This is a genomic window from Sphingomonas parva (ex Maeng et al. 2020) (assembly GCF_004564275.1).
In the GTDB taxonomy this organism is placed as follows: domain Bacteria; phylum Pseudomonadota; class Alphaproteobacteria; order Sphingomonadales; family Sphingomonadaceae; genus Allosphingosinicella; species Allosphingosinicella parva.
The window spans coordinates 39,020-61,497 of sequence record NZ_SPDV01000004.1 but is presented as its reverse complement, the minus strand read 5'-3'; the positions used below and the strand labels follow the sequence as shown (position 1 = coordinate 61,497).

The 22,478-nt window shown below is 69.2% G+C and carries 19 protein-coding genes; 8 read left to right on the top strand and 11 right to left on the bottom strand.

What is annotated here, in order from left to right; translation table 11 throughout:
• Positions 1-125: 125 nt before the first annotated feature.
• Together E2493_RS03555 and rsmI are read right to left on the bottom strand one after the other, a co-directional pair.
• Positions 126-476, bottom strand: a complete 351-nt coding sequence (locus E2493_RS03555; RefSeq protein WP_135083778.1) for a YraN family protein — start codon at positions 474-476, stop codon at positions 126-128.
• Positions 473-1,303 (bottom strand): 16S rRNA (cytidine(1402)-2'-O)-methyltransferase, encoded by an 831-nt coding sequence (gene rsmI, locus E2493_RS03550; protein WP_135083822.1) that lies wholly within the window; start codon positions 1,301-1,303, stop codon positions 473-475. Before rsmI ends, E2493_RS03555 begins: the two co-directional genes overlap by 4 nt.
• On the opposite strand from rsmI, the gene E2493_RS03545 reads away from it, so the two are divergent.
• Positions 1,302-2,519, top strand: a complete 1,218-nt coding sequence (locus E2493_RS03545; RefSeq protein WP_135083776.1) for a penicillin-binding protein activator — start codon at positions 1,302-1,304, stop codon at positions 2,517-2,519. The two genes, rsmI and E2493_RS03545, sit on opposite strands and share 2 nt — an antisense overlap.
• Positions 2,520-2,567: 48 nt before the next feature.
• Here E2493_RS03545 and hemW read toward each other — a convergent pair whose 3' ends face one another.
• From hemW to rph, 3 genes are read right to left on the bottom strand one after another with little or no spacing between them, the layout of a single operon-like run.
• Entirely contained in the window at positions 2,568-3,734 is a 1,167-nt protein-coding gene (hemW, locus tag E2493_RS03540) for a radical SAM family heme chaperone HemW (RefSeq protein WP_135083820.1), read from the bottom strand.
• Positions 3,734-4,378, bottom strand: a complete 645-nt coding sequence (gene rdgB / locus E2493_RS03535; protein WP_135083774.1) for an RdgB/HAM1 family non-canonical purine NTP pyrophosphatase — start codon at positions 4,376-4,378, stop codon at positions 3,734-3,736. Before rdgB ends, hemW begins: the two co-directional genes overlap by 1 nt.
• Positions 4,375-5,091, bottom strand: a complete 717-nt coding sequence (gene rph / locus E2493_RS03530) for a ribonuclease PH (protein WP_135083772.1) — start codon at positions 5,089-5,091, stop codon at positions 4,375-4,377. Before rph ends, rdgB begins: the two co-directional genes overlap by 4 nt.
• A gap of 313 nt (positions 5,092-5,404) precedes the next feature.
• Between rph and E2493_RS03525 the strand changes: the two genes are divergently transcribed.
• Positions 5,405-5,647: a hypothetical protein gene (locus E2493_RS03525; protein WP_135083770.1), complete on the top strand. Its 243-nt coding sequence runs from the start codon at positions 5,405-5,407 to the stop codon at positions 5,645-5,647.
• Here the strand turns inward: E2493_RS03525 and E2493_RS03520 are convergent.
• Positions 5,638-7,272, bottom strand: coding sequence for a sodium/sugar symporter (locus tag E2493_RS03520; protein WP_135083768.1), 1,635 nt, complete (start codon positions 7,270-7,272; stop codon positions 5,638-5,640). The two genes, E2493_RS03525 and E2493_RS03520, sit on opposite strands and share 10 nt — an antisense overlap.
• A gap of 135 nt (positions 7,273-7,407) precedes the next feature.
• On the opposite strand from E2493_RS03520, the gene E2493_RS03515 reads away from it, so the two are divergent.
• A complete protein-coding gene (locus E2493_RS03515; RefSeq protein ID WP_135083766.1) occupies positions 7,408-8,133 on the top strand; it encodes a FadR/GntR family transcriptional regulator in 726 nt (241 codons plus the stop codon).
• Positions 8,134-8,242: 109 nt separating this feature from the next.
• On the opposite strand, the gene E2493_RS03510 is transcribed toward E2493_RS03515, so the two are convergent.
• Genes E2493_RS03510 through E2493_RS03500 form a run of 3 tightly spaced genes read right to left on the bottom strand, consistent with a single transcriptional unit; the run spans position 8,243 to position 11,774 of the window.
• Positions 8,243-9,334, bottom strand: coding sequence for a class I SAM-dependent methyltransferase (locus tag E2493_RS03510; protein ID WP_225421123.1), 1,092 nt, complete (start codon positions 9,332-9,334; stop codon positions 8,243-8,245).
• Positions 9,335-9,394: 60 nt separating this feature from the next.
• Positions 9,395-10,594: a glycoside hydrolase 5 family protein gene (locus E2493_RS03505; protein WP_135083763.1), complete on the bottom strand. Its 1,200-nt coding sequence runs from the start codon at positions 10,592-10,594 to the stop codon at positions 9,395-9,397.
• Between the two features lie 25 nt (positions 10,595-10,619).
• Positions 10,620-11,774 carry an aldose epimerase family protein gene (locus E2493_RS03500; RefSeq protein ID WP_167737364.1) on the bottom strand — a complete coding sequence of 385 codons (1,155 nt, stop codon included), beginning with the start codon at positions 11,772-11,774 and terminating at the stop codon, positions 10,620-10,622.
• Between the two features lie 124 nt (positions 11,775-11,898).
• Here E2493_RS03500 and E2493_RS03495 point away from each other — a divergent pair, with 124 nt between their 5' ends.
• Positions 11,899-12,921 carry a glycoside hydrolase family 43 protein gene (locus E2493_RS03495; protein WP_135083761.1) on the top strand — a complete coding sequence of 341 codons (1,023 nt, stop codon included), beginning with the start codon at positions 11,899-11,901 and terminating at the stop codon, positions 12,919-12,921.
• A gap of 20 nt (positions 12,922-12,941) precedes the next feature.
• Here E2493_RS03495 and E2493_RS03490 read toward each other — a convergent pair whose 3' ends face one another.
• The gene (locus E2493_RS03490) at positions 12,942-15,737 is read right to left on the bottom strand and encodes a TonB-dependent receptor (RefSeq protein WP_135083759.1); all 2,796 of its coding nucleotides are present in this window, start codon (positions 15,735-15,737) and stop codon (positions 12,942-12,944) included.
• A 213-nt stretch (positions 15,738-15,950) separates the two neighbouring features.
• Here E2493_RS03490 and E2493_RS03485 point away from each other — a divergent pair, with 213 nt between their 5' ends.
• Together E2493_RS03485 and E2493_RS03480 are read left to right on the top strand one after the other, a co-directional pair.
• Positions 15,951-17,114 (top strand): sensor histidine kinase, encoded by a 1,164-nt coding sequence (locus tag E2493_RS03485; protein WP_135083757.1) that lies wholly within the window; start codon positions 15,951-15,953, stop codon positions 17,112-17,114.
• Positions 17,115-17,122: 8 nt separating this feature from the next.
• The gene (locus E2493_RS03480; RefSeq protein WP_135083755.1) at positions 17,123-17,764 is read left to right on the top strand and encodes a response regulator transcription factor; all 642 of its coding nucleotides are present in this window, start codon (positions 17,123-17,125) and stop codon (positions 17,762-17,764) included.
• A gap of 31 nt (positions 17,765-17,795) precedes the next feature.
• Here E2493_RS03480 and E2493_RS03475 read toward each other — a convergent pair whose 3' ends face one another.
• Positions 17,796-18,131, bottom strand: coding sequence for a DMT family protein (locus E2493_RS03475; protein ID WP_135083754.1), 336 nt, complete (start codon positions 18,129-18,131; stop codon positions 17,796-17,798).
• 102 nt (positions 18,132-18,233) lie between these two features.
• Here E2493_RS03475 and E2493_RS03470 point away from each other — a divergent pair, with 102 nt between their 5' ends.
• On the top strand, positions 18,234-18,488 hold the full coding sequence (locus tag E2493_RS03470) for a DUF6894 family protein (protein ID WP_135083752.1): 255 nt from the start codon (positions 18,234-18,236) through the stop codon (positions 18,486-18,488).
• Positions 18,489-18,622: 134 nt separating this feature from the next.
• A complete protein-coding gene (locus tag E2493_RS21680) occupies positions 18,623-22,465 on the top strand; it encodes a PAS domain-containing protein (RefSeq protein WP_225421122.1) in 3,843 nt (1,280 codons plus the stop codon).
• Positions 22,466-22,478: the final 13 nt, after the last annotated feature.

Genomic DNA, 22,478 nt, shown 5'->3' with positions numbered 1-22,478 from the left:
GGAGATCAGGTCCCACGGAGGATCTCGCGCAGGGGGCGGGATCAGGCCTCGGGCTCCGGGCCGAGCCCGATGGTTCGCGCCTGCCACATGCCGCCTCGACGGCGGGCGACGTCCAAGGCTCCGCCTCAGCCCTGCCAGATATTCGCCACGTGCCGCGGCAGGCGTCCGGGCACGACGAAGATCGCGTCGATCCTGATCGTGTCTCCGGCCTTGGCGTAACGCGGCACAAGCGCTTCGGCCGCCGCCGCGACGCGGCGGAGCCGATAGTCGTCGAGGGCGAGCGCCGCCTGCGCGGCGCTGCCCCGCGCCTTGACCTCGACGAAGGCGAGCGTTCGCCCGCGCCGCGCGACGAGATCGATCTCGCCCACCGGCGTGCGCACCCGCCGGCCGAGGATCGTCCACATCTTCAGGCGAAGCCACCAGGCGGCGAGCGTCTCGGCCCTGCGGCCGCCGCGCTCGGCGCGCTGCCGGCTCACTTGAGCTTCAGCGCCCGCTCATAGGCCTGGCGCTTCGGCACGTTGAGCGCCTCGGCGACCTCCGCGGCCGCACGCGAGGGGGAGAGGCGGGTCATCGCTTCCCTCAGCGCCGCATCGATATCGGCTTCCCCGGCCGCAGCCGCTTCCCCGGGCGGACCGACGACGATCACGATCTCGCCTTTCGGCGGCGCTTCGGCGTAGCGCGCGGCAAGCTTGGCGAGGCTGCCGGTCGCGGTCTCCTCGAACTTCTTGCTGATCTCGCGCACCACGGCGGCGGGACGGTCGCCGAGCCCCTGGTGAAGGGCCTCGAGCGCGGCGGCGAGCCTCGGGCCGCTCTCGTAGAGGACGAGCGTGGCGCGGATCGGCGCGAGCTCGGCGATCGCCGTCGCCCGCGCGCCGCCCTTGGCGGGGAGGAAACCGGCGAACAGGAAGCGGTCGGTCGGCAGGCCGGCGAGGGTCAGCGCCGCCACTGCCGCCGAAGGGCCAGGAATGGTGGTGACCGGTATGCCGGCCTCGCGGGCGTCGCGCACCAATTTGTAGCCCGGATCGGAGATGAGCGGCGTTCCGGCGTCCGAGACCAAGGCGACGGCGCCGTCGCGCATGCGGGCGAGCAGCTCCGGCCGGACGCGATCGGCATTGTGATCGTGATAGGCGAGCATCGGCTTCCTGACACCGATATGGCCGAGGAGCTTCGCGGTGACGCGACTGTCCTCGACCGCGATCACGTCGGCGGCGGCCAGGGTCGCTGCCGCTCGCGGGCTGAGATCGGAGAGATTGCCGATCGGCGTTGCGACGATATAGAGGCCGGGAGGCAGGGGAGTGTGCATGAGGTCCAAGGTCATGGCAGAGCAGTCCCACCCGCCGCAAGCGCGGCGCGCGATCCTGGGGCTTGGCGCCTCGGCCTTGTTCGCTATGGCGCTGGGCGGCTGTCAGCTCGTGCCGAAATCGGCGCCCGCGCCGCAGGAGCCGCCGCCGCCCGTCCGCACGCAGCAGCGCCCGCCCGAGCCGGAGGTCACGCCCGGCCTGCCCCAGGACGAACGGCGGCACCGCATCGCGGTGCTGGTGCCGCTGACCGGCGGCAATGCCGGAGTCGGCCAGTCGATCGCCAATGCCGCCAATCTCGCGCTTCTCGACAGCGGCGGGGCCGGGGTGCGGATCACCGTCTACGATACGGCGAAGGGCGCCGCCGCCGCTGCGAACCAGGCGCTGGCCGACGGCAATGCCTTGTTCCTCGGGCCGTTGCTGTCCGAGGATGTTCGCGCCGTCGCGCCGGTCGCCGCCCGGCGGCGCGTGCCGGTCGTCGCCTTCTCGAACGACGTCAGCGTGGCGGGCAACGGCGTCTATCTGATGGGCTTCACGCCCGGCCAGTCGATTTCGCGCGTGGTGCGCTACGCCGGCAGCCAGGGCGTGCAGCGCTTCGCCGCGCTGGCCGCCGAAGGAGTGTACGGACGGCGCGCCTCGCAGGCGATGATCGACGCGGTAACCCGCAGCGGCGGGCGGCTGGTCGCGGTCCAGCCGATCGAGCGCGGCGTTGCCGGCATGCGCAGCGCGATCACCAAGCTGAACGCCGCCGGCCGCTTCGACGCGGTGCTGATCGCGGACAGCGGCCGCGTCGCCGCCAGCGCGGCGCCGAACCTGCGCAACGGGCCGTCGGGCGAGGCGCGGATCCTCGGCACCGAATTATGGTCCACGGAGGCGGACCTCGGCCGCAACGCAGCGCTGCGCGGCGCCTGGTACGCGGCGCCGTCCGACACGATGTTCAACCAGCTGCGCGAGCGCTACCGCAGCCGCTACGGCGCCAACCCCTATCGGCTCGCCAGCCTCGGCTACGACGCGGTGCTGCTCGCGGTGCGGGTCGGTAAGGTGGTGCGCTACGGCCAGCCTTTTCCCGATTTCGCGCTGCGCGACACGACCGGCTTCACCGGCGTCGACGGCGCCTTCCGCTTCGCCGCAAGCGGCGTCGCCGAGCGCGCGCTCGAAGTGCGCGAGGTGACTGCCGGCGGGACGAAAGTGGTGTCTCCCGCGGCACGGGATTTCGACTGAGGCGCTGCCCGAAGGCTCCCTTCCCTGCAAGGGAAGGGAACATATCTGTCAGGCCGCGATCTCGGCGAGGATGCCGTCGAGCAAAAGCATGCCCTCGGGGCGGGCGAACAGGCGGCCGGCGCGGCGCTCGACCAGGCCCTGGCGCTCCATCCGGTCGAGACCGGCGCGATCGAGCACGCTCTCGATCCGGGGGAGCGGGACCCCCTCGCGCAGCCTGAGGCCCATCAGCAGCGTTTCGAGCGCTTCGTCGGCCGCGCTCAACGGAGTCTCCTCGACGATGCCGTGGCCGTTGCGCGCCAGGGCCTTCAGCCAGTTCTCGGGCTTGCGGTGGCGCTGGGTCGAGACGTGGCCGCGGCGGCCGTGCGCGCCCGGGCCGACGCCGAGATAAGGCTGATAGCGCCAGTACGCGAGATTGTGGCGGCTCTCCTCGCCGAGGCGCGCGTGGTTCGAGATCTCATAAGCGGGGAACCCCGCCGCCTCGGTCATCGCCTGGGTCTGCTCGTAGAGCGCCGCCGCCTCGTCCGCTTCGATCGTCGCAAGCTCGCCCTTGGCGGCGAGCGTGGCGAAGCGCGTGCCCGGCTCGATGGTGAGCTGGTAGAGCGACAGATGGCCGGTGCCGAAGGCGAGGGCGCGGGCGAGCTCGGCGCCCCAGGCGTCGGCGCTCTGCCCGGGACGGGCGTAGATCAGGTCGAAGCTGACGCGGGCGAAGGCGCGCTGGGCGGTGTCGAGCGCGGCGAGTCCTTCGTCGAGGCCGTGGGCGCGGCCGAGGAAGCGCAGCGCCTCCTCGTCGAGCGCCTGCAGACCGAGCGAGACCCGGTTGACGCCGGCGGCGGCGATGTCGGCGAATCGCGCGGCTTCGACCGAGGAGGGGTTCGCCTCGAGCGTGATCTCGATGCCCGGCGCGAAGCCCCAGTGCCGCTCCGCCGCCTCGAGCAGCGCCGCCACCGTGGCCGGCGGCATCAGCGACGGCGTGCCGCCGCCGAAGAAGATCGAGCCGAGCGGGCCGCGCGGCCCCGCTTCCGCCTCGAAGGCCAGGTCACGCAGCAGCGCCTCGCGCCAGGCGTCCTGATCGATCGCGTCACGGACGTGGCTGTTGAAGTCGCAATAGGGGCATTTGGAGACGCAGAACGGCCAATGGACGTAAAGCGCCAGCGGGGCCGCCGGGGCGCGCTCCACCGTCTCCGCCTCGACGGGCGACGCGTACCCGGCGTCGATCACAGCAAAGCGGCAACCAGCTTGCGGAAGGCGTCGGCGCGGTGGCTGATCCGGTGCTTCTCGTCCGGATCCATCTCGCCGAAGGTCAGGTCGTAGCCCGCCGGCTGGAACATCGGATCGTAGCCGAAGCCCTTGTCGCCGCGCGGCGGCCAGACCAGGGTGCCGTCGACGCGTCCCTCGAACCATTCGCTGCGTCCGTCCGGCCAGACCACGGCAAGGGCGCAGACGAAATGCGCGGCGCGGCTCGCCTCGGGGCCGAGCGCCTCCAGCTCCTCCTGGACGCGGCGCATCGCCAGGCCGAAGTCACGGCCGCCCTGGACCTCGCCGGGTCCCGCGCCGGGATCGACGGACGGATCGACCAGGGCCCAGCGTGCCGAGAAGATGCCTGGGCGATTGCCGAGCGCTTCGACGCACAGACCGCTGTCGTCGGCAAGCGCCGGCAGGCCGGAAAGATCCGCGGCCTGGCGCGCCTTGAGATCGGCATTGTCGACGAAGGTCGTGCCGGTCTCCTCGGGCTCCGGAAGGTCGAGCTCGGCCGCCGAGACCGGTTCGATGCCATAGGGGCCGAGCAGGTCGCGGATCTCGCGCACCTTGCCCTGGTTGTGGCTGGCGAGGACGAGGCGGCCGGGCTCGAGCTTCCTCATCGTCCGGTCGCCCGGTCCTGCGCCGCGAAGATCTCGGTACAACCGATCCGCGCCAGCCTCAGCAGCCGCAGCAGGCCTTCCTCGTCATAGGTCTCGCCTTCCGCGGTCACCTGCGCCTCCACGATGTTCCCGGCGCCGGTGAGGACGAAATTGCCGTCCGCGCCGGCGGTCGAATCCTCCGCATAATCGAGGTCGAGCACGCCGGTTCCGTTGTGGATGCCGCAGCTCACCGCCGCGACCTTGTCGCGGATCGGATCGACGGTCAGCAATTGCTGCTTCATCAGCCCGTCGACGGCGATGCGCAGCGCCACCCAGGCGCCGGAGATCGCCGCGGTGCGGGTGCCGCCGTCGGCCTGGATGACGTCGCAATCGAGGGTGATCTGGCGCTCGCCGAGCTTCTCGAGATCGACCACGGCGCGGAGCGATCGGCCGATCAGGCGCTGGATCTCCTGGGTGCGACCGGACTGCTTGCCCGAGGCCGCCTCGCGGCGGCCGCGGGTGTGGGTCGCGCGGGGCAGCATGCCGTATTCGGCGGTGACCCAGCCCTTGCCCTTGCCGCGCAGCCACGGCGGCAGATTGGTCTCGACCGAGGCGGTGCACAGCACGCGCGTGTCGCCGAAGGCGATCAGGCAGCTTCCTTCGGCGTGGCGGGTGAACCCCGCCTCCATGACGATCTCGCGCATCTGGTCGGGCGCGCGTCCGGATGGGCGCATGTCTGTCCTTTCTGGAAATGTGCGCGCGCCTTACCGGGCGGGGCAGGGAGAATCCAGCCGCACAATTCCTTTCCGGTACCGAGAGGAGGACCGCTCGCGTCAGCGAGCGGGGGGAGGGGGCCCATTGCAGACCGCGGCCGTCACCGAACCCCCTCCACCATGAGCAGGTGCGGACTGCTCCCAGCAGTCCGCAGGCGTGCCGGGGGCACGCCGGCCTCCACATTGCGGCTGGTCCCCCTCCCCGCAAGCGGGGAGGATCGAAGCGCCGCCGGCGCCGTTTCCCCCCGTAGGCAAAACGGAGCGGAGAGACTCGATGCGCGCGACTACCCTGACCGGCCTGGCGGCAGCGCTGCTCCTCGTCGGGTGCGGCGACAGCGGCGGCTCGGACAATTCGGCCGCCGACGCCAACAGCATCTCGGAGGACCCCTATGGCGCGACCGGCGCGCCCGGCGCCGATCTCACCGACAACGGCGTCACCGATGGCGCCAACGGCATGGCCGATACCGACACCGGCGCCGCGACGAACGAGGCCGGAGCCTCGTCCAATCACCAATAGGTCGCGTAGAGCGCGATCAGGATCACGATGACGCCCAGGCCGGCGACGTTGAACGAGGCGGGGGTGCCGAAACGGACGTCGCCGGTGACGATGAAGTTCTTCTCCGGCCGCTGCGGCGTGGCGAGCGAGGCGAGCACGGCGAGCGCCAGCGAGGCGAGGAAGACGATCCCCATCCGGTCCATGAACGGCAGATCCGGCAGCAGCGTCTTGCCAAGGAACGACAGGACGACCGAGGCTATCGCGGCGATGATCGCGCCGGCCTCGGTCGCCCGCTTCCAGAACAGGCCGAGCATGAACATCACGACGATGCCGGGCGTGAAGAAGCCGGTGAATTCCTGGATGAACTGGAAGGCCTGATCGGACTTTCCGAGCAGAGGCCGGGCGACGAGGATGGCGATGATCACCGAGGCGACGGCGGCGATCCGGCCGACCAGGACGAGCTCGCGCTCGCGCTTCGCCTGGGCCGGATCCTTCTCGTCGACCAGAGCGGGGTTGGCGATGTCGCCCTCCTGCGACTGCGCGCCGGGCGCGCGGCGGAAGTTGGCGTAGATGTCGAGCGTGAAGATCGTCGCGATTGAATTGATCTTCGAGGCGGTCGACGCGATGATCGCGGCGACCAGCGCCGAGAAGACGAGGCCGAGGATGCCGCTCGGCAGATAGCGCAGCATCGTCGGATAGGCCTGATCGGGCTTGTCGAGGCCGGGCGCCAGCATCACCGCGGCGATGCCCGGCACGACCACGATCAGCGGCATCAGCAGCTTCAGATAGGCGGCGAAGACCACGCCCTTCTGCGCCTCGCCGATGTTCTTCGCCGCGAGCGCCCGCTGGATGATGTACTGGTTGAACCCCCAGTAGCTGAGGTTCGCGATCCACATCCCGCCGATCAACACGGAGAGGCCGGGCAGCTCCTTATAGTGCGGGCTGTCGGGCGAGAGGATCATGTCGAAATGCTCGGGCAGGCGCTGGACCAGGGTCTGGAAGCCGCCGAGGATGCCGGCGTCGCCGCCGATCTTGCCGAGGGTGATTCCGGAGACGAGCAGGCCGCCCATCACCAGCAAAGTGACCTGGACGATGTCGGTCAGCGCCACCGCCTTGAGGCCGCCCTTCAGCTGGTAGAGCAGGGCGAAGGCGCCGAGGCCGATGATCGCGACGTCCTGGTCGACGCCGGCGACCTGGTTCACGGCGATCGAGCCGAGCCAGATGATCGAGGTGAGGTTCACGAAGATGTAGAGCGCGAGCCAGAAGAAGGCCATCAGCAGCCGGATCTTGTGGCCGAAGCGGCGCTCGAGGAACTGGGGCATCGTGTAGATGCCGTTCCTCAGGAAGATCGGCAGGAAGAACTTGCCGACGATCAGCAAAGTGAGCGCCGCCATCCATTCGTAGGAGGCGATGGCGAGGCCGATCACATAGCCCGAGCCCGACATGCCGACGATCTGCTCGGCCGAGATGTTCGCGGCGATCAGCGACGCGCCGATCGCCCACCACGGCAGCGACTTGGACGCGAGGAAATAGTCGGACGTGTCCTTCTCGTGGCCCGCTTTCTCGCGGCTGACATATTGCGCGAGGACGAAGATGCCGATCGCGTAGGCGACGACGACGACGATATCGATGGTGGCGAGCTGCACGTCCAAGTCCTCCCCCGGGGGCCGCGCGAATTGGCTCCGCGTCGGCCCCGATGTTTGCCCACGAACGGCAAGGAATTATAGTATTAAATGTGCATGTCCAGCGGCGTGCGCCGGGGAGGGGAGAGGGAAGCCGAGATGGCCCAGCCGACGCCTGTGCGGGCGAGCGACGCGCATGCCCGCAACCTGACCTTCGGCATGCTCGACGCGCTCGGGCGTGCGATCGTCACCGGCCGATACGACGGCGCCCGCTTCCCGACAGAGGCGGAGCTCGCCACCGATCACATGGTCAGCCGCTCGGTGACTCGCGAGGCGGTGAAGATGCTGACCGCCAAGGGCCTGCTCACCGCGCGGCCGCGGCGGGGCACGACGGTGCAACCGGCATCCTCATGGAATCTGTTCGATCCCGACGTGCTGCGCTGGCTGCTCGAGCGCAAGTTCTCGCTCGAGCTGCTCCGCCAGTTCAGCGAGCTCAGGATCGCGATCGAGCCGGCCGCGGCGGCGCTCGCCGCGCGCGCCGGCAACGATTCTGCGACCGCCCGCGTCGCCGAAGGCTTTCGGCGGATGGAGGCGGCCGAGGCCGCGGGCGAGGATCCGCTCGAAGCCGACATCGCCTTCCACGTCGCGGTGCTCGAGGCGTCCGGCAATCCCTTCTACCTTCAGTTCCGCGACGTGGTGGCGACCGCGCTCAGGACCTCGATCCGCTTCACCAACGGGCTGGAGGGACGCACCGCGAGCCTGCCGGCGCATCGCGCGGTGCTGGCCGCGATCGAGGCCGGCAAGCCGGAGCGCGCCCGCGCCGCAATGGCGGCGATCATCGCCGACGTGATGGCGCTGGTCACGGAGGCCGAGGGACAGGTCTGACCGGGCGCTCGAGGAGGCTCGATGGTCAGCTCGCGGCCTTCCTGGGCGCATCCGGAGCCGAGCGCGCAGGTGCGCGGCTCGACCTCGGATGCATCGCCGGCGCGGCCGCTCAGGGTCGCGCTTCGATCACCAGGTTGAACGGCGTCGCCGCGGCGCGGCGGACGGAGCGGAAGCCGGCCTGGTCGAGCACGTCCGCGAGCCTCGCCTCACCGGCCTGCGCGCCGAGCGCCAACCCCACCTCCTGCGCACGCGAGCCGGGCGTGCAGATCATCGTGGACGCCGAGTAATAGAGCCTTCCGACCGGGTTGAGATTGTCGACTAGCCGGTCGTTGGCGAACGGCTCGACCAGCATGAAGGCGCCATCGGCCTTCAGCATCTCGCGCACGTGCCGTGCCGCGCCGACCGGATCGCCCATGTCGTGCAGGCAGTCGAAGCAGCAGACCAGGTCATAATCGCCGCCGGGCGCCGCTTTGGCGGTGGCCACCTCGAAGCGGAGGTTGGGCGGGTCGCCCGCCTCGCGCGCCGCCTCGCGTGCCCGGTCGATCGACTTCTCGTGATAGTCGAAGCCGACGAACCGGCTGTTGGGAAAGGCCTCGGCCATGATGATCGTCGACGCGCCCGCCCCGCATCCGATGTCGGCCACCGAGGCGCCGTGCTCGAGCCGCTCGACCATGCCGTCGAGGGCCGGCAGCCAGGCCGCGACCAGGTTCGCGCGGTAGCCGGGCCGGAAGAACTTCTCGGTGCCGCGGAACAGGCATTCGTGATGCTCGTGCCAGCCGACTCCGCCGCCGGTGCGGAACGCCTCGGTGATCCTCGGCTCGTCGATGTAGGTGGCCGCGATCAGCTCGAATGCGGGGGCGACGTAGACCGGGGAATCCTCGTTCGCCAACGCCATGCTCTGCTCGGGGTTGAGCGAGAAGAGGTCGCCGGCGGCATCATAGTCGACGAAGCCGGACGCCGCCTGCGCCGACAGCCACTCGCGGACGTAGCGGCGGTCGAGCCCGAGCGAGGAGGCGAGGTCATCGCTGGTCGCCGGGCCGAGCTCTGCCAGCTTCCGGTAGAGGCCGAGCTTGGTGCCGGTGATGATCAGGCTGCCGCTGACCGCGGCGCCCATGTCCTCGACCATCTTGTGCATGAACTGCTCGAGCCGGGTCGGATCGAGCTGCGGCGTGAGCATCGGCTGGGGCGGAATCGTTGCCATCTCTCCCTCCCGTCTGAGTCGTGGAGAGAGCCCTTGTACCACATCGCCGCGGCCGCTGGCTCAGCGCGCAACCGCGCGGGACTTCTCCTTGCGCAGCTCGCGGAAGATCTCGGCCTCCCTCGCGCGATAGGGCGTGCCGTCGGACCGAAGCAGATCGTGGAACCAGGCGACCGGCTGCTGCAGCGTATAGGGGCGCTCCCAGCTGTCCCAGGGCAGATGAGTCTGGATCTCGCCCTGGACGAAGCCCCAGTTGATCATCCCGACATTCTCCCGCCGGGCGATCGGCAGGATGGTGTCGACGTTGGAGCCGGCGCTTCGCGCCATCCATTCGGTGCAGATCAGCGGGCGGCCGTAGGGCCGCAGCTGGGCGAGGCGCGCCTCGAAAGCCTCCGGCCATTCGTAATTGTGGAAGGTGATGACGTCGGATTCGGCGAGCTGGGTGCGCTGGATCGGAGTGAGGTCCGGCGCGCCGGGCGACCAGTCGGGACCGATCCAGACGCCGCTGGTCAGCGGCTGGACCGGCTTGCGGCTGCGCGCCCAGGCGAAGACCCGGGGCAGCAGCTGCTCGATCCGCGTCCGCTCCTGGGCGAGCTGCTCGCCATTGTAGGAGCCGCCGCCGGGATTGTCGGGCTCGTTCCAGACATCCCAGGCGAGCACGCGCCGGTCGTTCGCGAAGGTGCCGACCACGTCCTCGACATAGCGCTGGAAGCCGGCATCCTCGCTCGGGTCGATCAGGTCGGCGCGACCGGGACTCTGCACCCAGCCGCTGTTATGGACGCCGGGGATCGGACGGTGCTGCGGCCCGATCACCGGATCCGGATCCCAGCAGCTGTCGAACAGCACGAACATCGGGCGTATGCCGTGCCGCGCCGCGATCGTCAGGAACTCGTCCATCCGCCGTTTGAAGCCGGCCGGGTCCTGCTCATAGGCGAGATCGTGCAGGTAGACGCGCATCGTGTTCATGCCGAACTGCTTCGCCCAGCCGAGCTCCTTGTCGATCTCGGCCGGATTCCAGGTCGCCGCCTGCCACATGTCGAGCTGGTTGATCGCGCCGGCGTTGATGTAGTTCGCGCCGGTCAGCCAGGGTTGGCGGGCGTACCAGGCTCTCGCCTCGGCCTGGCTCCAGCGCGCCGGGTTGCCGCGGATCGCGTCGGCAGCGGCGTCGCGCGTGGCCGCGGTAGGGGCCTGCGGCTGCACGAGGGCGGCGGCGGGCGTCGGCAGGGCCGCCGCAGCGAGGAGGATCCAGAGACGAAGCTTCACGGCTTTCTCCTGTCGGCGGGGGCGGTCAGCGACCGGGGTCCGGCGCACTGCCGGCGGTCGAGAAGCGGAACAGGATCGTGTTGCGGTAGGTCTGGCCCGGGTTCAGGCGCACCGAGCCGAAGGCGGGCTGGTTCGGCGTGTCGGGAAACATCTGCGGCTCGAGGACGATGGCGTCGCCCTGGCGGTAGAGGCGGCCCGATTTGCCGACGATCGTGCCGTCGAGGAAATTGCCCGAATAGAATTGGATGCCGGGCTGGTTGGAGAGGACGTGCATGACCCGGCCGGAGGAGGGGTCCTCGACCCGCGCGAGCAGGCGGGGGGCGCGGGCGACGTCTCGGGCGACGACCCAATTGTGGTCATAGCCCTTGCCGTAAAGGATCTGCGGATCGTTGGTGCGGACGCGCTCGCCGATCGGCGTCGGCCGGCGGAAGTCGAACACGGTGCCGGCGACCGGGCGGAGCTCCCCCGTAGGGATGAGGGTGGCGTTGACCGGGGTGAAATGGTCGGCCGGGATGGTGAGGAGGTGGCCCATCGCGCCTTCGGCCGAGCCTTCGCCGGCGAGGTTCCAGTAAGCGTGGTTGGAGAGGTTGACGACCGTCGGCCGGTCGGTGGTGGCGCGATAGTCGACCGCGAGGGTGTTGCTCTCGTCGAGCGTGTAGGTGGCGGTGACGTCGAGCGCGCCCGGATAGCCCTGGTCCATGTGCGGGCTGAGGTAGCGCAAGGTGACGCTGGCGCTCGGGCCCTCCTTCACCTCGACCACCTTCCAGAGGACCTTGTCGAAGCCGCGGGTGCCGCCGTGGAGGGCGTTGGGGCCGTCGTTGAGCGGAGTCTGGTAGCTCTGGCCGTCGAGGGTGAAGCGGCCGCCGGCGATGCGGTTGGCGACGCGCCCGACGGTAGCGCCGAAGAACTCGCCCTTGGCGAGATAGCCCTGCATCGTCGGGTAACCGAGCGTCACGTCGGCGAGCTCCTCGTGGCGGTCGGGGACCAGCAGGGACTGTAGCGCCGCGCCGTAGGTGATGATCCGCGCTGTCACGCCGCCCTCGTTGCGCAGGGTGATCGCCTCGACATTCTGGCCGTCCGGCATCTGCCCGAAGGAGGCCCGGGAGACGCTCGCTCCCTCGGCCGCCGATGCGCCGGCAGCGGCTGCGAGAAGGCTCGTCGTCAGCATCAGGATCCGCATTCCGCTTCCTCTCGCCTGCCGGTCGACCGGCTTTTCGTTGAGGCGGATTGATATGATAATATGCAGGCATGAACAACCAAAAGCGCGCTTGGAACCGGCGGCATCACGAGCGAGGAAGACGCTGATGGGTTTCCGTGCCCGGCCGTTCCTGCGGGCCTGCGCGTCCCTGCTGCCGCTGCTGGTGACCACGTGTGCGGCCGCCGCGGCGGAGCCGCTGTTCGCACCGGTCCTGGCGCGCGACTTTCCCGACCCGTTCATTCTTGCCGACAGCGGGCGGTACGTCGCCTACGCGACCAACGGTCCGAAGGGTGAGCCAAACGTCCAGACCGCCGTGTCCGACGACCTGCGGCGCTGGACTCCGGCGCGCGATGCAATGCCGGATCTGCCCCGCTGGGCGCGCAACGGATCGACCTGGGCGCCGGAGGTGCTGGAGCTCGAGCGCGGCTACGTCCTCTATTTCACCGCGCGCCATCGCCGCAGCGGCCTGCAGTGCGTCGGAGCGGCCACCTCGGCCGATCCGCTCGGACCCTTCGTCTCGGCAGCACCGGAGCCGCTCGTCTGCCAGCTCGCGCTCGGCGGCACGATCGACGCCAGTCCGTTCCGCGATGCCGAGGGGGGGCTCTACCTCTACTTCAAGAACGACGGCAACAATCCCGCCGCCGACAAGCCCGCCGAGATCTGGGGACAGCGCCTCTCGCCCGACGGACTGCGCCTCGAAGGCGCGCCTGTCGCGCTGCTGCGCAACGACGCGCCCTGGGAGGGGAGGGTGGTCGAGGCGCCGACCATGGTGCGCCGGCCCGGCGGCTACACGATGCTCTATTCGGCGAACGACTACGGCTGGCAGGCGCATCAGCGCCTGTCCTCCTACGCGATCGGCTATGCCGCCTGCGAGGGACCGCTCGGGCCTTGTCGGGACGCGCCGGACAATCCTTTGCTCTACAGCTTCAACAGCCGGGGCGCAGGCTGCCTCAGCGGCCCCGGCCATCAGGCCGTGTTCGAGGCGGAGGGGCGAAGCTTCATCGCCTTCCACGCTTGGGCGGCGACCCCCGGCTGCCGCCCGCTGGAAGCCCGACGCTACCTGTACGTCGCGCCGCTCGGCTGGGACGGAGCGAAGCCCCGGATCGGCCCCAGCCTGAAGCCCAGGTAGCGGGCGGCACCGCCCCCGGTTCAGAAGCGGAAGCGAACGCCTCCCGACAGGACCGATTCCTCGTTCCGCACCAGCATGGGGAAGATCTCCGGGGCGCTGCCCACGCCGGCCGGATAGTTGATCCGCACGATGTCCGAGCGGAACGGATCGCCGAGGATGTTGGTCCAGTCGAAGAAGACGGTGAAGTTCTCGGTCAGCGCGTAGCTGCTCGACCAGTCGAGCCGGGACACCGGCTTGCCGCGGCCCTGGAGCGTGAAGAAATCGTCGCGCTGGGCGAGGTCGCCTTCGGGGAAGCCGCTGCGGCGGTTGTAGGCGAGGCGGGCGGTGAGGCCGCCGCGCTCGTACATGCCGACGAGGTTGTACGTCCATTTCGAAACGTCCGGGATCCGGTCGCGGATCACCGCATGGTTGGGGTGCGTCTCGGGGAACAGGAGGAACTCGGCCTTGGCGTCGAGATAGGTGACGTTCGCCTGGGCGCCGAAGCCGGCCAGGGCTCCCGGCAGGAAATCGAAGAAGGTGCTGACCTGCGCCTCGAGGCCCTGGATCCGCGCCGTGCGGGTATTGACCGGGCCGGTGATCAGCAGCGGCAGCCCGCTCTCGGCATCGGGATCGGGAAATTCGAAGGCGCGGTCGGTGATGAAGCCCTTCATGTCGCGGCGGAACACGCCGACCGAGGCGAAGCCCGTGCGCGAGAAATAATATTCGAGGCTCGCGTCGTAATTGTCGGACTCGAGCGGGGTCAGGAAGGGATTGCCGCCGCTCCCGGTGCGCACGCAGTCGGTCGGGCCGCCGGGCGTGCAGCCAGGGACATTGTCCAGCCGCAGCGCCGGATTCAGATCCTCGAAGGTCGGGCGCGTGCGCGTCTGGGTTGCCGCGAAGCGCAGCTGCCACTCCGGCGTGAATTCGATCCGGATGTTCGCGTTGGGCAGCCAGTCGGTATATTCGTTCTGGAAATCGATCGGGGCGGGTCCGGCGCCGGGCGAGAAGAGCGTTCCCCGGATGTCTTCCTTGGTCTTGACGACCCGCATGCCGAGGCTGCCGTCGATCACCACGCCGCCGGTGTCGAACGCATAATTGAGCTGGGCGTAGGCCGCGTAGGATTTCTCGTCGATGCGGTAGGTCCGGGCCGGATCGATTGGCGGTCCGTCGACCGAGCCGGCGCCGGTCAGGCCGATGTTGAACTGGCGGAACGGGACGAGATTGTCCCAGACGCTGTCGAAGGTCGGGGCGAGCCAGGACATCGGCGTCGGCTTCAGGTCGTCGCCGCGAAAGCCGACCGGCGTCATCTGATAGTCGAGCGGCACGGCGCTGATCGGGATGCCGCGATCGCGCAGATTCCAGTAGAAGGCGCCGGCGTCGGCCGAGGCCTTGCGGTCGACGAAGCGCAGCCCCGCCTGGATCTTGGGGATGAAGCTCAGGCCGGGCTCGTATTCGAGATCGAGCCGCGCCTGCCAGTCCTTGCCCTTGGCGGTCAGATAGTCTTCGAAGAAGCCGCGGTAATTGTAGATGCCGGGATTGGTGAAATCGAGGCCGCGCACCGCGAAGGTCGGCCCGGGACCGCCGACCTCTCCGGTGAACCAGTCCACCGAATAGGCCTTGGTGTTGATCTCGTAGTCGACGCTCTCGGTGCGCAGGTCGAAGGTCGAATCGGTGCGCGCGAGATCGGCGGTGATCTTGAGCGGCCCCGCCTCGTAGCGGCCGCCCGCGGCGAATTGATAGGTGTTGGTGTCGCGCTTGGTCGCGCCCTGGAAGCCCCAGGTCTGGTTGCCGCCGCAGCAGGCGGTCGCATTGTTGACCGTGCCCGACAGGATCTGATTGCCCTGCAGGACGATGTCCTCGTACGAGGCGCCGCCCCACAAGGGCTGCGCCCACATCCGGTCGGTGGCGCGTTCGCGATAGCCCTGCCACAGGCCCTCGACGTAGAATTCGAGGCCCGGCGACGGCCGCCACTGCAGCGCGCCGTTGACCGACGGCCGCCAGCGCTCCGCCTCGTTGTAGCGGATTTCGGGCCAGTCGGGGGAGCGGGCGCCGGCGAGATCGGCGATGAAGAAGCCGTGGCGGCGGATCGAATCGCGATAATGGAGCCGCGTGTAGGAGAAGTTGATCAACGCGCCGAACTCGCCGCTGCCGACGTCCCAGCGGTTGCTGAGCAGCAATTGCGCATTGGGTTCGAAGTCCCGCGACTGCTCGGGATAGACGCCCCAGACCGAGCCGGCGATCTCCGCCCCCTGGAAGTCGGACGGACGGCGCGAGCGGACGTTGACCAGCCCGGCGATGCCGGGCTCGATGATGTTGGCGGTCGAGGTCTTGAACACCTCGATCGCGCTGATCCCGCCGGCGGGGAAGTCCTGCAGCGCCACCGACCGCGTCTCGGCGGTGAAGATCTCGCGGCCGTTGTAGGTGGTCGTGTAGTTGAAGCGGTCGAGCCCGCGCACCAGCACGCGGCTGGCTTCGCCGCCCGACCGCTCGACCTGGACGCCGGGACTGCGCGCAGCGGTGTCGGAGACGGCGACGTCGGGCAGCTTGCCGATGTCCTCGGCGACGATCGCGTCGACGATCTGCTCGGAATTGCGCTTGATGTTCTGCGCCGATTGCAGGCTGCGGCGAAGCCCGGTGACGACGATGGTCTCGTCGTCCTGGCCGGCGGTGGCGGCGTCGACGGCGTCGTCGGTCTGCGGCGATCCCGCCGGGTCGGCCGGCGATTCCTGGGCCTGCACGTTCGGATCGGTCTGGCCGGCCTGGGCCGCGACGGCAGGGGCCGAAAACGCGAGGATGATCAGCGACGTCGAGCAAAGGGCGCATGATTTCAGGCGCATGACTTAGCCTCCCCAGGCTGTTCTCTTGTCTTCGGCTCGTAAACCGGAGCCGATACGCCGCGGCGGATAATGCGCCTGCCTCCGGGGGCGGACAATAGATTTATATTATTAATCGGCTGCTGTGGCGCTTATGCCGCAGCAATCCCCGAGGCCATGGATCCTGCGGGGCGGCCGGGTCTTTATATCCTCCGGTTTGACGTTAGAGGGGGCTGAATGGCGTCCGAGTCCGTGCCGCACGAGAACGGCATCCGCAGTCCCGATGCATTTGCGCGCGAAGCGCATCTCCGCTCTATCCTCGAGACCATTCCCGACGCCATGATCGTCATCGACGCGCGTGGCCGAATCCTGTCCTTCAGCGCCGCGGCGGAGCGCATGTTCGGCTATTCCGAGGCAGAGCTGCTCGGCGAAAACGTCAGCGTGCTGATGCCGTCACCGGACCGGGAGCGGCACGACAGCTATCTCGAGCGTTATTATGCGACGGGCGAACGGCGGATCATCGGCATCGGCCGGGTGACGACCGCGCGCCATCGCGATGGCGCGACCTTCCCGATCGATCTCCACATCGGAGAGGCGGAGATCGACGGTCGCCGCGTCTTCACCGGATTCATCCGCGACCTCACCGAACGCCAGCAGGCGGAGCTGAGGGTCCACGATCTCCAGTCGGAACTCGCCCATGTCTCGCGGGTCACTGCGATGGGCACGCTCGCCACCTCGATCGCGCACGAACTGAACCAGCCGCTGACCGCCATCGCCAATTACGTCGAGACGGCGAACGAGCTGCTCGACACGCCCGATGCCGAGACGCTGGAGATCGTGCGGGAGGCGCTCGCCGAATGCGCGGCGCAATCGGTGCGCGCCGGCCAGATCGTCCGCCGCCTCCGCGACTTCATCTCGCGCGGCGAAAGCGAGCGGCGGATCGAGAGCCTAGCGCGTGTGGTGAACGAGGCGAGCGCGCTCGCACTGGTCGGCGCCGGCGAGCGCGGCGTGGAGTTCGAGGTCAAGCTAGACCAGCAGGCCGATCGCGTGCTGGTCGATCGCATTCAGATCCAGCAGGTGCTGCTGAACCTGATGCGCAATGCGATCGAAGCGATGGAAGGATCGTCGCACCGCCGGCTGCGGGTCACCAGCCGCCGCGAGGAGGAGGGGCTGGTGCGCGTGACGATCGAGGACAGTGGCCCCGGCCTCCCCCCCGAAGTGGCCGGGCAATTGTTCCAGCCGTTCGTCAGCACCAAGGCGAAAGGCATGGGGCTCGGCCTGTCGATCTGCCACACGATCGTCCACGGCCACGGGGGACGGATCTGGGCGGAGGCCTCGAAGCTCGGCGGCACCGCCTTCCATTTCACCCTTATCGATGCGTCGGGAGATCAGGATGTCTGAGGATCTGTATGGCTGAGAATGGACGCATCGTGCACCTCGTCGACGACGACGAGGCGATCCGCCGCTCGGCGAGCTTCATGCTGCGCACGTCGGGTTTCGTGGTGAAGACCTATGCGTCGGGCGTCGAGTTCCTGGGCCTGGGCCGCGAGGTTCCCGCCGGCGTGATCCTGATGGACGTTCGCATGCCGCAGATGGACGGACTCGAGGTGCAGCGCGAGCTGCGCAAGAACGGCGTCCTGCTGCCGGTGATCGTGATGACCGGCCACGGCGATGTCACCGTCGCGGTCGAGGCGATGAAGAACGGCGCGATCGACTTCATCGAGAAGCCGTTCGAGAAGAAGTCGCTGATCGCCGCGATCGACGAGGGCTTCGCCCGGATCGAGCAGAGCGGCCGCCGCCGCGCCCGCGCCGACGAGGCGAAAGTGCGGCTCGAGGCGCTGACCCCGCGCGAGGTCGAGGTGCTCGAGGGCCTCGCCCGCGGCCATCCCAACAAGACGATCGCCTACGATCTCGGCATCAGCCCGCGCACCGTCGAAATCCACCGCGCGAACGTCATGCAGAAGCTCGAGGTGCCGAGCCTCAGCGATGCCCTGCGCATCGCCTTCGCCGCCGGTCTCGGCGACGACGGGCAAGGCGAGGGGGAATCCTGACCAGAACCGGCCCGGCCTTGCGAACCGTGTCTCAGGGCTTCACGAACAGGAAGCCCACCGCGGCCATGATGCAGGCGAAGGCGGCGAGATGCCGCCAGTGGAGCGGCTCGCCGAGGACCAGCACCATGAACCCGGCGAAGACGATGAGGGCGATGGCTTCCTGCGCGATCTTCAGCTGGGCGGCGCTCCATCCGCTCGCATAGCCGAGACGGTTCGCCGGCACGGCGAGCGAATATTCGACCAGCGCGATGCTCCAGCTGATCAGGATGACGAGGAGGATCGGCTTCGCCATTCCGCCTTTCAGATGCCAGTACCAGGCGATGGTCATGAACACGTTGGACGCGACGAGCAGCAGGATCGTAGGCATCGGCGCCGTCTAGAACGTGATCGCGCCGGGCGGAAGCGCTCTGACCCCATCCCGTGCCGCTGCCTTGATCCAGGTTGTTTGCGCAGGCCACGCGCCTAGCGGATGACGTCGTTTCCGATGCCGCTCTTCTATTTCGACATCCATGACCGTCACGGCGACCGGTGCGACGAGACGGGACGCGAGCTTCCCGATGCGGAGGCGGCGCATCGCGTCGCCATCGACCGGGCGCGCGAGCTGCTCGCCGCAGAGATACGCGGGGGAGAGATCCACCTCTCCTGCTACATCGAGATCCTGGACGAGACGCGCATTCCCGTGTTGCGAGTCACGTTCGAGGAAGCCGTCACGATCACATTCTAGCGGTCGCGGCATTCCGCCGGCTTTCTGAGGCTAATCTTGTGCCGGACGTCGAGAACTTGCGTTGAGCGCGGCATCGCAGATCCGCGCTCAGCCTTTACTTGGCACGGGCTTCGCCACCGCCTATCGCTTGGCCGATGCATGACTTCGAACCTCCTGCCGCGAGCCGGCCCGATCCCGCCGGCGTCGCGCGGTGGCTTGGACCGGACAGCGAATGCGCGGGGCTGATCGCGTCACGGAACTGGGCCGGCACGCCGCTCGGGCCGATCGAAGGCTGGCCCGGCAGCCTGCGCACGGCGCTGGGCATGGTCCTCCATTCGCCGGTGCCGATGGTGATGCTGTGGGGCGAGGACGGCGTCATGCTCTACAACGACGCCTACAGCGTCTTCGCGGGCGGCCGCCATCCCGACCTGCTCGGCGCCAAGGTGCGCGAAGGCTGGCCCGAGGTCGCCGAGTTCAACGACAACGTCATGCGCGTCGGGCTCGCGGGCGGCACTTTGTCGTACAAGGATCAGGAGTTGACGCTGTTCCGGCGCGGGGTGCCCGAGCAGGTCTTCATGAACCTCGATTACTCGCCGGTGATCGGCGAGAACGGCCGCCCGGCGGGCGTGCTCGCAATCGTGATCGAGACGACCGACCGCATCCTGGCGGCGCGCGCCCGCCACGAGGCGGAGGCGGCGCTCAACGACGAGCGCGACCGGGCGCGCAACGTGCTCGAGAACATCACCGACGGCTTCATCCTCCTCGATCCGGACTTCCGCGTCCTCGACATCAACGCGGAAGGAATGCGCTACGAGCAGCGCGCGCGGTCGCAGATCGTCGGCCGCTCCCACTGGGAGGTCTGGCCGGGCAGCGAGGAGAGCGTGGTCGGCGCTCTCTACAAGCAGGCGATGCGCACCCGCGAGCCGGTCGCGCGCGAGCATCTCTATCGCTGGCCGGACGGCCGCTCGGCGTGGATCGACATGCGCGCCTATCCGAGCGGTGACGGCCTGGCGATCTTCTACCGCGACGTGACCGAGCGGCACCGCACCACTGCGTTGGCGAGCCAGGCGGCGGAGCGCGTCCAGCTCGCGCTCGATGCCGGGGCGATCATCGGCACCTGGGTCTGGGACGTGCAGGCGGATCTCTTCTTCGCCGACGATCGATTCGCCGCCTCGTTCGACGTCGATCCCGAGCGCTGCCGGGAGGGATTGCCGTTGGCGGAGGTGGCCGCATCGATCCACGACGACGATGCCGATCGGGTCGAGGCGGCGATCGCCGAAGCGCTGGAGCGCGGCGGCGCCTATCGCTGCGAATATCGCGTCCGGCAGCAGGACGGGGCCTATCGCTGGGTCGAGGCGAACGGCCGGGTCGAGCGTGCGCCCGACGGGACGCCGCTGCGCTTCCCCGGCGTGCTCCTCGACATCGAGGAGCGGCGCGCCATCGAGGCGGAGCGCGATCGCGCCACCGTCCTCCTGCGCACCTTCACCGAGGCGGTCCCGGGCGTCGTCTATGCCAAGGATCGCGACGGGCGGCTGCTGGTCGCCAACCGGGGGACCAGCGAGCTGCTCGGCCTGCCGCCCGAGGCCTATATCGGCAGGACCGATGCCGAGGTCCTGGAGGACAAGGCCGAAGCGGCTGCGATCATGGCCAACGACCGCCGGGTCATGGAAAGTGGCGAGACGGAGCAGGTCGAGGAAGAGGTGCGCCTCGCCGACGGATCGCCGGCCTATTGGCTCTCGACCAAGACGCCGCTTCGCGACGCCGACGGCAGGGTCGTCGGCCTGGTCGGCTCATCGGTCGACATCACCGAGCGCCGCCGGGTCGAGGACGCCTTGCGACGGAGCGAGGAACGGCTCCGCGTCGCCCAGGCCACCGGCGGCATCGGCACGTTCGAGCTGATTCCGGAGACGGGCACCGTCGTGGTCTCGGAGCAATTCTGTCGCTTGTGGGGCGTTGCGCCCGTCGGCGAAGCACCGGTCGGCATGTTCCTCGACCTGATCCATCCGGACGATCGGGAGCGCGTCGTCACCGGCCGCAGCGCCCTGCCGGAGCGGGCGCTCGCTTATATCGAATACCGGATCGTGAGGCCCGACAGCGGAGAGATTCGCTGGATCGCGCGGGAAGGGGAGGCGGTGCAGGGCGCCGACGGCGGCACGAGACATTTCGGAGTCTGCTACGACATCACCGCGCGCAAGATCGCCGAGGAGAGGCTGGTCGAGGAGAGCCGGACGCTCGAGACGATCAACCGCACCGGCGAAGCGGTCGCCGCCGAGCTCGACCTCGAGCGCGTCGTGCAGATGGTCACCGACGCGGGCGTCTCGCTGACCGGCGCCGACTTCGGCGCGTTCTTCTACAACGTGCTCGACGAGCGCGGCGAATCCTACATGCTCTACACGCTGTCGGGCGTCGATCGGGCGGCGTTCGAGAACTTCCCCATGCCGCGCAACACGGCGGTGTTCGGGCCGACGTTCGACGGCGAAGGCGTGATCCGATCGGACGACATCCTTGCCGATCCGCGCTACGGCCGCAGCGAGCCCTATCGTGGCATGCCCAAGGGCCATCTTCCGGTCCGCTCCTATCTCGCGGTTCCGGTGCAGTCGCGCTCGGGCGAGGTGATCGGCGGCCTGTTCTTCGGCCACAAGGAGACCGGGCGCTTCGAGGAACGGCACGAGCGGCTGATGGCGGGCATTGCCGGACAGGCGGCGATCGCGATCGACAACGCCCGCCTCTACCAGGCGGCGCAGCGGGAGATCGACGAGAAGCGCGCCGCCGAGGCGGCCCTGCGCGAGCTCAACGAGACGCTCGAGCAGCGCGTCCAGGCGGCCGTGGCGGAGCGCGAGCAGGCGGAGGAGGCGCTGCGCCAGGCGCAGAAGATGGAGGCGGTGGGCCAGCTAACCGGCGGCCTCGCCCATGATTTCAACAATCTGCTGACCGGCATCGGCGGCAGCCTCGAGATGATGCGGATGCGGATCGCTCAGGGCCGCCTCGGCGAGGTCGAGCGCTACTCCAATGCCGCCCAGGGCGCCGTCGAGCGCGCCGCCGCGCTCACCCATCGCCTGCTCGCTTTCTCGCGCCGGCAGACGCTCGATCCGAAGCCCACCAACCTCAACCGGCTGGTTTCGGGGATGGAGGAGCTCGTCCGCAGGACCGTGGGTCCGGCCGTGCAGGTCGAGGTCCTGCGCGATTCCGCTGTGTGGGCGACGCTCGTCGATCCCAACCAGCTCGAGAACGCGCTCCTCAACCTGTGCATCAACGCCCGCGACGCCATGCCCGGCGGCGGCCGGCTGACCATCGAGACCGCCAATCGCGTGCTGGATGCCTCGGCCGCGGCGGTGCGCGATCTGCCGGCGGGGGATTACGTCACCCTGGCGGTGACCGACACCGGCACCGGCATGCCGCCCGAGGTCGTCGCGAAGGCGTTCGATCCCTTCTTCACCACCAAGCCGCTGGGCGAGGGGACCGGCCTCGGCCTTTCGATGATCTACGGCTTCGCCCGTCAGTCGGGCGGCCAGGTCCGGATCGATTCCGAGGTCGGCCGCGGCACGACGATGACCATCCATCTGCCGCGACACGACGCGCATGTTCCCGCCGATGGCGAGGAGGCCGGCGCCGAGCGCACCGACCTCTCGGGAGACGGCGAGGTCGTGCTGGTGATCGACGACGAGCCGACGGTGCGGATGCTGGTCGGCGAGGTGCTCGCCGACGCCGGCTTCTCGGCGATCGAGGCGGGCGACGGTCCGTCCGGGCTCAAGATCCTCCAGTCGAACGCCCGCATCGATCTGCTGATCACAGACGTCGGACTTCCCGGCGGCATGAACGGCCGCCAGGTCGCCGATGCCGCCCGCGCCCTCAGGCCCGGGCTCCGGATCCTGTTCATCACCGGCTATGCGGAAAATGCGGTGATCGGCGACGGGCGGCTCGAGCCGGGAATGTCGATCGTCACCAAGCCGTTCCAGATCGAGATGCTCGCGCGCAAGATCCGCGAAGCACTGGAGTGAAGCGGCGGCGCGA